Raw genomic sequence first — 9,887 nt, 5'->3', positions numbered from 1 at the left:
CCTGTTCGACGAGTCCGCGCGGGAACGGGACGCGGGCGGCACCGGCGAGGCGGCGGACGCCGACGTGTGGAGCCAGTACCGCGCCGCGGCGGCCGAGGAAGCCGCCGTCGAACGCGCCGTCGAGGTGGGCGCGGAGTCGGACGCGGACGTCCACATCGCCCACACGAGCACGCCCGAGGGCGTCGACGCCGCGAAGGCCGGCGGCGCCACCTGCGAGGTGACGCCGCACCACCTGTTCCTCTCGCGTGCGGACGCCAGCGAGTTGGGCACGTACGGCCGGATGAACCCCCCGCTCCGCAGCGAAGACCGCCGCGCGGGGATGTGGGAGCGACTCGTCGCCGGCGACGTCAACGTCGTCGCCACCGACCACGCGCCGCACACCCGCGCGGAGAAAGACGTCGGCCTCTGGGACGCCCCCAGCGGGGTGCCCGGCGTCGAGACGATGCTACCGCTCCTGTTGGAGGAGGCGCGGAAGGGGACCGTCTCGTACGAACGCGTCCGCGACGTGACCGCCGCCAACGCCGCCGACATCTTCGACCTGCCGTCGAAGGGCCGCGTCGAGGCCGGGGTCGGACGCGGACTCGTCCTGTTCGACCCCGAGGACTCGCGGGAGATTCGCGGCGCGGACCTGCACTCGAAGTGCGGGTGGACGCCGTTCGAGGGGATGCGCGGCGTCTTCCCGGAGACGACGCTGGTGCGCGGGCACGTCGTCTACGAGGACGGCGCGTTCGGCGACGCGGTCGGCGAGAACGTCCGGGAGTAGGCTCGGAAGGGCGAACAGCCGGCGGTGTCGCATCCCCGAGTCGAGCGCCGGACGACCGCTGACCGACCCGGGGCGAGAGTCAGAGCACGTCGGGAGTGGCCCCGGTCCGGTATTTGAACGTACGGGAGGAATGGTCGGTCGGACCGTCGCTCGAACCGCCTCAGTCGTCGCCGGCGTCGTCTGCCAGTTCCTCCTCGCGGAGGTCGGCGCTCGCGTCGCGCACTTCGCGCATCACGCTGGAGATTCGTTCCTCGGCCTCGAGTTCGTCCTCGACGGAGAGGTCCACCCCCTCGACTTCGAGCAGGAACTTCGCCACCTCGGTCACCTCGTACATCAACTCGTCGAGTTCCTCGGCCGTGAAGAACCCCGACATCGCGCCGTAGAGGAACGTCGCTCCCGCCTTCCGCACCTTCCCCTCGAACGACGACCGGGCCTGATTGACGGCCTGCGGGGTGTACGTGTCGGTCATGAACGGGACGAGTTCGGGCAGGTTCTCGCCTATCTTCGTCATCTCGCGCCCGTCTCGGTCCGGAAGTCCGCACAGAGGCGCGCGATGGCCCACTCGCGGGCCGTGACGTACGTTCGGTCGCGGAGGAACTCGTTGACCCGGTCGTACTGCGCGCCGTCCATCTTCTTGAAGCGCGCGTACTTCTGCACGTCGCGCGGAATCTCGGGGTCATCGGCGTCCGTCGCCGCGTCGCCGGCGGCCGACTCGCCCGCCGCGGCGGTTTCGCTCCCGGCGTCGGGGTCGGTGGACGTGTCTGCATCGGCGTCGTCATCGCCGCTCTCGACGGTTTCGCCGTCGTCGCCGCCGGTCACGTCGTCTCCGGCGGCTCGTCCGTCCCCCGTCCCGTCGGCCGCCCGCGAGTCGTCCCCGACCGCCTCTCGGCCGTCGCGGTCCGGCGTCTCGCCGTCGTCGGTTCGCACCGCGTCCTCGGTCGTCCGCGCGCCCGGTTCGGCGTCGGACCGGCCGTCGCGGTCCGGCGTCGTCGGGTCCTCGTCGGTCATACCGCGGGGTTTCCCCCCACGGCGGAAAAGGATTCCGTCGACCGGTCGCGGACGCGACGAGAGCGGGTCGACCCGCCGAGACGGGTAACTGTTTTTTACCGCGGCCGCGACACCACGTCTCATGAAGGTGCTCTTGGGAGTCGGCGGGAGCGACGACTCGATACGCGCCGCCGAGCAGACGGTGGCACGGGCGGCCGTCGCGGGTGACGAGTTGACCGTCGCGGTCGTCGAGAACCCCTCGTCGGACCGGTCGCGCGAGGAGGTAACGGAGACGGTTCGGGAGATGCTCGACGCCGAGGGTGTCGACGCCGAGATTCGACACCTCGACGGCGACCCCGGCAGTCGACTGGTCGAGACGGCCGAGTCTGAGGGCTTCGACCAGATAGTGCTCGGCGGCGGGGAGACGAGTCCGATGGGGAAGATAAACATCGGGAGCATCGCCGAGTTCGTCCTACTGAACTCGCACGTCACGGTGTCCTTGGTCCGATGAGCGAGTCACGCCGCTACCCCGACGAAGTCGCCGGGCCGTTCGAATCCCCGCCGGTGGCGTTCGAAGACCGCGACGAACGAACCATCGAGATTCGCCCGTACGACGGGACGGACGAGCAGTTCGAGGCGCTCGTCTCGATGTACGAATCGTTCGACCCCGCCGACAGGGCGCAGGGCATCCCGCCGGGACAGGAGCGTCGCATCCGCGACTGGCTGGACAACATCCTCGACGAGGAGTGTCTGAACGTCGTCGCGTGGAACGGCGACGAGGCGGCCGGTCACGCGACGCTCGTTCCCGACGGCGACGCCTACGAACTCGCCATCTTCGTCCTGCAGGCGTACCAGGAGGCGGGCATCGGGACGCACCTCATCGAGGCGCTCCTCGGTTACGGCGACGCCAACGACGTCGAGAAGGTGTGGCTCACGGTCGAGCGGTGGAACCGCCCCGCGGTGGGTCTCTACAAGAAAATCGGCTTCGAGACGAGCGATTCGGAGAGCTTCGAGATGGAGATGACGCTCCGCCTCGCCGAGGGCGACGGCGACTGAGGGGCCGGAGACGGCGACGGGACGGCGGGTCGCGAAGCGAGGCGTCGGTTACACGGAGAGGACGGGCTGGCTGGCGTAGAGGAGGACGTACTCGGCCGCCTTCGCGAGAACCTCGCCGGGGTCGCCCGAGACGGGTTCGCGCGGGACGACGATGAAGTCCGCACCGAGTTCTTCGGCGGTGTCGAGGACGACGCTCCCGGGGTGTCTGAGCTTCATCTTCGTCGAGAAGCCGTAGGCGACAGAGGTCGACAGTGCGACGCCGTAGCGGTCGGCGATGTCGTGGGCGGACTCCTGGATGGCGTCGCTGTCGGCCACCACGTCCTCGTCGTCGACCACGCCGGTCTCGATGGCGCGGACCACGTCCTCGCCGAGGACGTGGACGGCGTGCACCGCCGCGTCGTACTCCGCGGCGACGGCGGCGGCGTGTTCGACGGCGTTCGCGGACTCCTCGCTCCGGTCTACGGGGACGAGAACCAGCTCCACGTCCAGCGGGCGTCGGTCGCTCATACCCGGCCATGCGACGGCCGCGGTCAAAAATACCCACCCCGCGGGCCACCGATTCTCCCGACTGGTTTTATGCCGCGGGCTGACGAACCGCCGCCCATGTTCGACACCATCGTCATCGCGACGGACGGGTCCGAGAGCGTCCGTCGGGCCGTGGACGTCGCCCTCGACCTCTCCGACCGGTTCGACGCGTCGGTCCACGCGCTGTACGTCATCGACGCCAGCGAGGTGGACTCCTCGCCCGACCGACTCCGCGAGGAGATGCGCGAGGCACTGACCGAACGCGGGGAGCGCGCGCTCCAGGAGGTGGCCGAATCGACGGACAGAGACGTCACGACGGCCGTCCGAGAGGGGCGACCGGCGACCGTCGTCGGCGACTACGCCCGCGACGTCGACGCCGACGTGGTGGCGATGGGGACTCGCGGCCGACACGGCGAGAACCGGTTTCTCATCGGCTCCGTCGCCGAACGCGTCGTCCGCACCTGTCCGGTGCCCGTGCTGACGGTTCGGCAGTTGGCCGACGACGAGATGGACGGACCGCAGGGGACGCCCGAGTCGGCCTGAGCGGGGACGGCCGCACTCCGGCCCGAGAGGAAGCGAGCGGGACGCCGAACCGGCGAAATCGGCGAGTCGCACGGACCGACGCCGCACCCGCGGACCACGGAGATTTTCACCCCTGCCCCCCTCGCACCGGTATGGACGAGGAACTCATCGACAGCTCTCGGCTGTCGCTCTCGCGGAAGTCGCAGTTGCCCGGCGCGGGCTTCTTCTACCCCGATTCGCTGGACGAGGAGCGCGCAGAGGAGCGAGTGAAGGAGGCCGTCGAGGACGCCGAAGCCGTCGTAATCGCCGACACGGACGCCGACGGACTCGGCTGCGTCGCCCTCGTGCGGGAGATGTACGGCGCCGCCCTCGACGTAGCGACGTTCGAGGACGACGTGGCCCGCCGCGTCGAGCGCTGGGAGGCGACGGGACCGATAGACGACGAAGACGAGGACGACGAAGACGAGGACGCGCCGAAGTCGACGGTCGCACTCGTCGGCGCGGGGCCGTACTCGCTGGACGACGCGCTCGAACGCGTCGCGAAGCACGCCCCCGAGGGCATCGACGCCTACGTCTGCGACCTCTGCCCCGACGAGTACGAGTACGTCGACGACGAACTGGCCGCCCTCGTCGAACGCGCGTCGTCCGTCTCGTGGTACGACCACCACCAGTGGGGCGACGACGTGCTGGCCGCCGTCCGCGACGCCGGCGTCGAACTCGTCGTCGGCGAGTCCGACGAGGTGTGTTCGACGGACGTGACTCTCGATTCGTTGGACTACGAGTTCGACGACCGGTGGGCGGAACTCGCCGCGGTCACCCGCGACCACGACCTGTGGCTGAAGGAGGACGAACGCAGCGACGACCTGTCGGACTACGCCTACTGGGTGAGCCCCGAGGAGTACGTCACCGTCGTCGGCGCGTACGGCGTCGACCTGCCGCCCGTCGTCGAGCAGTTCATCGAACTCCGCCGCGTGGAGAAACAGGAACTCATCGACGCCGCCCTCGACCGGGCGGAGATAACGCAGGTCGGCCCGTGGACCGTCGGCGTCACGTACGGCCGGTGTTCGCAGAACGAGGTGGCCGAGGGCCTGCGCGAACGCGGCACCGACGCCGCGGTCATCGTCAAGCCCGCCGGAAGCGCGAGCATCCGGGGCACGGACGAGTTCCAGCGCGCACACGAAGTCGCCGGGCAGGTCAACGGCGGCGGCCACCCGAAGGCCGCCGGCTGTAAACCGGACATCTACGACGACATGCTCGACTACGCGCACCACTGGACGACGAACGGGTCGGCCGCGAAGCGCGTCATCCTCGCCGCCTTCGAACGCGTCGCCGAGGACGTCGAAGCCGAGGAAGCGGCGGCCGCGGAAGCCGAGGCGGACGACGACCAAGACGAGGGCGTCGAGACGGAGCGGTAGCGACGACGGTCGGAACGGGACCCGGGCGCCGAACGGCGCGACTATTCACTTATTTGACGACTCGGCTTCGACGGCCCGTATGGGTCACTGCACCGACTGCGGAGCGGAACTCGTCGAGGTTGTCGAGAGCGACACGGCCGTCAAGTTCGAGGCGGACGCGACTGTCTGGGAGTGTTCGGAGTGCGGCGCGATTCTCGGGGTGACGGAAATCGGAGTCTAACACGGGCGAGCGGCCGCCTCGGACGCGTCGCTCACTCCTCCGCGTGTGCGGGTTCGGACTCGCCGGGTTGGACGCCCGTCTCCGTCTCCTCGCCGACGACCCACTTGTCGGAGTAGGACGCCCCGCAGGCGCAGTGGGCGTAGGCGTGAATCACCTCGCCGCGGGCGTAGAGGCCGCCGACGTCTTCGTTCTGCGCCTCCGAGAAGGCGAAGATGAACTCGGCCTGGTGGTTCTCGTCGGCGTCGCGGTCCGGGCACTCGCCGCCGCCGAGGTCACGCGCGACGTGGCCGTTCCGGTCCATCGCCGCCCGCGAGAACTCCATCGCGTCCATCCCCGTCCCCGCGGCGAAGGCCTGTCGCCCGTCGTCGCCGGGGACGACGAGGACGTATCCGTTCTCGACCTCTTCGCCGAGGTTCGGGAGTTTGCCCTGGCTGTCGAGGTACTCGTGCGTGAGGAACAGTGCCACGTCGTCGTGCCGGTCGCCCGCGAGGAACTCGTCGAGTTTGCTCATACGGCGAGATGGCCGTCGAGGGGTAAAAGTCGCGTGAACTCCGTCGCTACTCGTCGCGAGCGAACTTCTCGGCGATGTTCGAGAGCGACTCGTTCGGCCGGTCGGGGACGGTGTAGACGGTGCGCTTGCCGGGGACCCGGAGGCCGTAACAGAATCCCGCGTCGAGTTCGTCGAGTTCGACCGCCGACCCGGGGTCCCGACCGCTCTTCTCGCACCACTCCACGAGGCGGTTCGTCCCCTCGCCGGGCGTCCGAGCGAGGCGCTTGTTGTCGTAGGCGCCGCGGAGGAGGTGGCCCGAACTGTCGGCCGTCACGCGCGCGTGGCGCAGTTCGCCGTCCAAAGAGAGGCGGACGACGTCGCCGTCCTCCACGTCGGACATTTCGTCCGGGAGACGAAGACACGGGCGGGTAGTGCCGCCGCTCCGCGCGATGGTCGCGCGATACGACGTCACCGAGTCGTGGTCGCTGGGGACGCGTTCCGACACGGTGGCGGAGGAGTTACTCGTCGTCGGCGGCGTCGGCTTCCTCGTCGTCCTCGCCGAGTGCGGCCGCGACGTCGCCGCCGTCGACGACTTTGACGTTTATCTGCGCCGTCTCGTCGGAGACCTGACGGCCGCGGACGGTGACGCGCTTGCGTTCGCCGTCGCGGGACGCTTGTAGCCGACGCCGCCCTCGAGGAGGAGTTCCTTGAGGTTCGAGCCGGCGACGTTCTCTCGCATCGGACGGCCCGCCTCGTCGGACCCGCCCGTGATTTCGAGCGTGAAGCCGTCGAGGCCGACGGCGCCGCCGTCGACTTCGTCGCCGATGTCTCGGCCGAGGAATCGGTTCGCGTCCTGTCCGTCGACCTCGAACTGGTGGGTGTCACCGGCGTCGGGGTCGGAGACGACAACCTTGAATTCTGCCATGCGTGGAACGTGACGACAGCCGGTAAAAAGTACGTCGAAAGCGCTTGCACCGTCTCTGGCCCCCGCGTCGACGCGCGGGCAACGTCCGATTCGCATCCCGCGACGGTCCGTGCGTGACACCCTCACGACAGGGGGTGCGCGTCGCACCCGACGTTCTGTATGGTGCTAGATAACAGTTAACACAGTCCGGAGCGTATCCGGGTCGTATGGGAGAGACGTTCGACAGATCGCAGTGGTACGAGTGTACGCGGTGCAGTTTCCGGTCGGAACCGGGTGACCCGACGACGGTGTGTCCCCGGTGCGGACAGCAGATGCACAACGTCGCGCGCGTACAGGAGTGACCGTCGCGGAGACCCGTCGCCGGCAGTCGGCGAGGCGAACCGCTCTCCCCTCGTCCGCGGGCTATCCCTCGAAGCCGTCTTCCCACCGGAAGACGCCGTTTCGCTGGACGACGTCGCCGTCCACCTCCAGTCGGGAGTCCTCGCTCACGTCCGTTATCATGTCCACGTGGACGGCCGAGTCGTTGCCCGCCTCGCCCTCGGGCAGGCAGGCGTCGTAGGCGCGGCCGACGGCGAGGTGGACGGTGTCGCCCATCTTCTCGTCGAACAGGATGTTGTCCGTGAAGCGGTCGATGCCGCGGTTCATCCCGATGCCGAGTTCGCCGAGGCGGCGCGCCCCCTCGTCGGTGTCGAGAACGTCCGCGAGGGCGTCCTCGCCCGACTCCGCCGAGAACGACGCGACGTCGCCGTCCGCGAACGTCAGGTGGACGTTCCGCACGCGCGTCCCCGAGATGGTCATCGGTACGTCGAAGAACACCTCGCCCTCGGGGTCGTACGGCGCGGTGAACACCTCGCCGGACGGGAGGTTGTGCGAGTCGTAGGCGACGGAGGCGGCGGAGTTGACCGCGGTACGGCCCTCGACGGACATCGTGAGGTCCGTCGCGTCGCCCTTCACGAGGCGCACCTCCGACCCCTCGTCGAGAATCTCCTTCATGTTCGCCATCTCGTCGGCGAGAGCCTCCCAGTCCCGCAGGACGGCGTCGTAGACGAACTCCCGGTACTCCTCGTGGGCCATCCCGGCCTGTTGGGCGAGCGAACGCGTCGGGTGGACGGTGGACACCCAGTCGGTGTCCATCCGCGCCTCGCGGACGGGTTGGGACGCGCGGGCCGACGCCTGTCGCGTCTCGCCGGGTACGTCGGCGGTGGCGAACGTGTTGCGGCCGCCGCCGAGGAACAGCACCGAGTCGGCGTTCTCGTAGAGGGCGAGTTCGTGTGCGCCCGTCTCGAACGTCCCCTCGTGCGCGAGGAGGTACGCGCGGGCCACCTCGTCGGAGGCGTAGGTGGTGACGACGTTCGCGCCGCGTTCGCCCAACCGTTCGGCGACGGCGACGGCGAGTTCGTGGGCGCCCTCGGCGACGCTCACCACCACGTCGTCGCCCGCCTCGACTCGCGCGCTCCAGTCGACCAGCACCTCGGCGTGGTCTCTGACTCTGGGGTCCATACCGGTGCGTCACGCGGCGAGATAAAAAGCGACGCGTCTGCGGGAGGCGACGCCGCCGCGGCGTCACGCGGTCACGCCACCAGGTCGAGGAGGGCGTCGAACTCCCGGCCGTAGGCGGCGAGGACGTCCTCGAAGGAGACGACGCCGAGGTACTGGTCCGCGTCGTCGAGGACGATGGCCTCGCGGGCGTCCTCGCGGGCGAAGACGGCCACGAGGTCCGCGCGCGTCGCCACCCGCCGAATCGTCACCGGGTCGCCGTCGAGCAAGTCGGCGACGACGTCCGTGCTCAGGTCCTCGCCGGCGACGACGGCGCGACCCAACGTGGCGGGAGTGACCACGCCGAGCGGGCGGTCCTCGTCGAGGACGACGACGGCGTCGGCGTCCGTCTCGCGCATCGCCGCCGCGACGTCCGCGACGGGGGTGTCGGGTGCGGCGGTCGGTACGTCCGTGTCGAGGAGTTCTTCGAGCATCGTCCTGAGATACGGTGTCACGGTACATAGACGCGTCGCGTCCGCGGACGGGCGTCCTCGCCGTCGGCGGAACCGGAACCACTACCACCCCCGCGGATGGACGGCCACGCATGCAACTGGGCGTCATCGGACTCGGTCGGATGGGGCAGATAGTGGTCAACCGCGTGCTCGACGCCGGGCACGACGTGGTGGCGTTCGACCTCTCGGAGGAGGCCGTCGCCACGGCGGCCGAGGCGGGCGCCGAACCGGCGTCGAGCGTCGACGACTTCGCGTCCCGACTCGACGACGAGAAGCGCATCTGGCTGATGGTTCCCGCCGGCGAGGCGGTGGACGCGACGCTGGACGAACTCGACCCCCACCTCGACGCCGACGACGTTGTCGTCGACGGTGGCAACTCCCACTTCGAGGCGTCCGTTCGCCGGGCGGAGGCGACGGACGCGGCCTACCTCGACTGCGGCACCTCCGGCGGCCCCGCGGGCGCCGAACTCGGCTTCTCGCTCATGGTCGGCGGCCCGGAGTGGGCCTACGAGGCGATGACGCCCGTATTCGACGCGGTGGCGACCGGTCCCGCCGGTCACGACCGGATGGGACCGGCGGGGTCGGGCCACTACGTGAAGATGGTCCACAACGGCGTCGAGTACGCCCTCATGCAGGCGTACGGCGAGGGCTTCGAACTCCTCGCCGACGGCCGCTACGACCTCGACCTGGAGGCCGTCGCCCGCACGTGGAACAACGGCGCGGTCATCCGCTCGTGGCTCCTGGAACTGTGCGAGGAGGCGTTCCGCGAGGAGGGGACCGACCTGGGCGACGTGGCCGACCACGTCTCCGGCGGGTCGACGGGCACGTGGACGGTCCAGGAGGCCCTCGAACAGGAGGTTCCGGTACCGCTCATCTACCAGGCGCTGGCCGAACGGTTCGACAGCCGAAACGACGGTCGGTTCTCGCGCCGCCTCGCCAACCGCCTGCGCTACGGGTTCGGTCGGCACGAGGTCGTCCGCGAGGAGTAGAGCGGGG

Annotated in this window: 12 protein-coding genes and 3 pseudogenes; 8 read left to right on the top strand and 7 right to left on the bottom strand. The window is 69.7% G+C overall.

Going from position 1 to position 9,887, the window contains the following annotated elements:
- Window positions 1-763, top strand: a pseudogene (locus GJ632_RS06385) (dihydroorotase); the annotation flags it as partial.
- Between the two features lie 160 nt (window positions 764-923).
- Here GJ632_RS06385 and GJ632_RS06380 read toward each other — a convergent pair.
- Window positions 924-1,771: pseudogene (locus GJ632_RS06380) on the bottom strand (DUF5806 family protein).
- A gap of 121 nt (window positions 1,772-1,892) precedes the next feature.
- On the opposite strand from GJ632_RS06380, the gene GJ632_RS06375 reads away from it, so the two are divergent.
- Entirely contained in the window at window positions 1,893-2,261 is a 369-nt protein-coding gene (locus tag GJ632_RS06375; protein WP_089811428.1) for a universal stress protein, read from the top strand.
- Window positions 2,258-2,806, top strand: a complete 549-nt coding sequence (locus GJ632_RS06370) for a GNAT family N-acetyltransferase (RefSeq protein WP_191452431.1) — start codon at window positions 2,258-2,260, stop codon at window positions 2,804-2,806. Before GJ632_RS06375 ends, GJ632_RS06370 begins: the two co-directional genes overlap by 4 nt.
- 48 nt (window positions 2,807-2,854) lie before the next feature.
- Here the strand turns inward: GJ632_RS06370 and GJ632_RS06365 are convergent, their stop codons facing one another.
- Window positions 2,855-3,313: a universal stress protein gene (locus GJ632_RS06365; RefSeq protein WP_191452430.1), complete on the bottom strand. Its 459-nt coding sequence runs from the start codon at window positions 3,311-3,313 to the stop codon at window positions 2,855-2,857.
- A 96-nt stretch (window positions 3,314-3,409) separates the two neighbouring features.
- Here GJ632_RS06365 and GJ632_RS06360 point away from each other — a divergent pair, with 96 nt between their 5' ends.
- From GJ632_RS06360 to GJ632_RS21965, 3 genes are all read left to right on the top strand, one after another.
- Entirely contained in the window at window positions 3,410-3,874 is a 465-nt protein-coding gene (locus GJ632_RS06360) for a universal stress protein (protein ID WP_089811422.1), read from the top strand.
- A gap of 131 nt (window positions 3,875-4,005) precedes the next feature.
- On the top strand, window positions 4,006-5,268 hold the full coding sequence (locus GJ632_RS06355; protein WP_089811420.1) for a DHH family phosphoesterase: 1,263 nt from the start codon (window positions 4,006-4,008) through the stop codon (window positions 5,266-5,268).
- A 79-nt stretch (window positions 5,269-5,347) separates the two neighbouring features.
- Complete coding sequence (locus tag GJ632_RS21965) at window positions 5,348-5,488, top strand: hypothetical protein (protein ID WP_177232727.1); 141 nt, start codon at window positions 5,348-5,350, stop codon at window positions 5,486-5,488.
- A gap of 31 nt (window positions 5,489-5,519) precedes the next feature.
- On the opposite strand, the gene GJ632_RS06350 is transcribed toward GJ632_RS21965, so the two are convergent.
- The 3 genes and pseudogenes from GJ632_RS06350 to GJ632_RS06340 form a co-directional block, all read right to left on the bottom strand.
- Window positions 5,520-5,999, bottom strand: coding sequence for a DUF5807 family protein (locus GJ632_RS06350; protein ID WP_089811418.1), 480 nt, complete (start codon window positions 5,997-5,999; stop codon window positions 5,520-5,522).
- Between the two features lie 46 nt (window positions 6,000-6,045).
- Window positions 6,046-6,483: a hypothetical protein gene (locus GJ632_RS06345; protein ID WP_343161056.1), complete on the bottom strand. Its 438-nt coding sequence runs from the start codon at window positions 6,481-6,483 to the stop codon at window positions 6,046-6,048.
- A 13-nt stretch (window positions 6,484-6,496) separates the two neighbouring features.
- A pseudogene (locus GJ632_RS06340) lies at window positions 6,497-6,903 on the bottom strand (30S ribosomal protein S6e).
- A gap of 206 nt (window positions 6,904-7,109) precedes the next feature.
- Here GJ632_RS06340 and GJ632_RS06335 point away from each other — a divergent pair.
- Entirely contained in the window at window positions 7,110-7,244 is a 135-nt protein-coding gene (locus GJ632_RS06335) for a rubrerythrin-like domain-containing protein (protein ID WP_143105208.1), read from the top strand.
- Between the two features lie 61 nt (window positions 7,245-7,305).
- Here the strand turns inward: GJ632_RS06335 and GJ632_RS06330 are convergent, their stop codons facing one another.
- A complete protein-coding gene (locus GJ632_RS06330; RefSeq protein WP_191452429.1) occupies window positions 7,306-8,403 on the bottom strand; it encodes an aminopeptidase in 1,098 nt (365 codons plus the stop codon).
- Window positions 8,404-8,474: 71 nt separating this feature from the next.
- Entirely contained in the window at window positions 8,475-8,873 is a 399-nt protein-coding gene (locus tag GJ632_RS06325; RefSeq protein ID WP_089811410.1) for a CBS domain-containing protein, read from the bottom strand.
- A gap of 110 nt (window positions 8,874-8,983) precedes the next feature.
- On the opposite strand from GJ632_RS06325, the gene gnd reads away from it, so the two are divergent.
- The gene (gene gnd, locus GJ632_RS06320) at window positions 8,984-9,880 is read left to right on the top strand and encodes a phosphogluconate dehydrogenase (NAD(+)-dependent, decarboxylating) (RefSeq protein WP_089811408.1); all 897 of its coding nucleotides are present in this window, start codon (window positions 8,984-8,986) and stop codon (window positions 9,878-9,880) included.
- The last annotated feature ends 7 nt before the right edge of the window (window positions 9,881-9,887 follow it).

Source organism: Halogeometricum sp. CBA1124, from assembly GCF_009741955.1.
Taxonomy (GTDB): Archaea; Halobacteriota; Halobacteria; order Halobacteriales; family Haloferacaceae; genus Halogeometricum; species Halogeometricum rufum.
This window is presented reverse-complemented; position numbering and strand designations above follow the sequence as displayed.

Excerpts from the sequence above, each read along its gene's own strand:
- gnd (WP_089811408.1), top strand. The coding sequence starts at position 8,984 with ATGCAACTGGGCGTCATCGGACTCGGTCGGATGGGGCAGATAGTGGTC.
- GJ632_RS06350 (WP_089811418.1), bottom strand. The coding sequence starts at position 5,999 with ATGAGCAAACTCGACGAGTTCCTCGCGGGCGACCGGCACGACGACGTG.
- GJ632_RS21965 (WP_177232727.1), top strand. The coding sequence starts at position 5,348 with ATGGGTCACTGCACCGACTGCGGAGCGGAACTCGTCGAGGTTGTCGAG.
- GJ632_RS06330 (WP_191452429.1), bottom strand. The coding sequence starts at position 8,403 with ATGGACCCCAGAGTCAGAGACCACGCCGAGGTGCTGGTCGACTGGAGC.
- GJ632_RS06355 (WP_089811420.1), top strand. The coding sequence starts at position 4,006 with ATGGACGAGGAACTCATCGACAGCTCTCGGCTGTCGCTCTCGCGGAAG.
- GJ632_RS06360 (WP_089811422.1), top strand. The coding sequence starts at position 3,410 with ATGTTCGACACCATCGTCATCGCGACGGACGGGTCCGAGAGCGTCCGT.
- GJ632_RS06335 (WP_143105208.1), top strand. The coding sequence starts at position 7,110 with ATGGGAGAGACGTTCGACAGATCGCAGTGGTACGAGTGTACGCGGTGC.
- GJ632_RS06370 (WP_191452431.1), top strand. The coding sequence starts at position 2,258 with ATGAGCGAGTCACGCCGCTACCCCGACGAAGTCGCCGGGCCGTTCGAA.
- GJ632_RS06375 (WP_089811428.1), top strand. The coding sequence starts at position 1,893 with ATGAAGGTGCTCTTGGGAGTCGGCGGGAGCGACGACTCGATACGCGCC.
- GJ632_RS06365 (WP_191452430.1), bottom strand. The coding sequence starts at position 3,313 with ATGAGCGACCGACGCCCGCTGGACGTGGAGCTGGTTCTCGTCCCCGTA.
- GJ632_RS06325 (WP_089811410.1), bottom strand. The coding sequence starts at position 8,873 with ATGCTCGAAGAACTCCTCGACACGGACGTACCGACCGCCGCACCCGAC.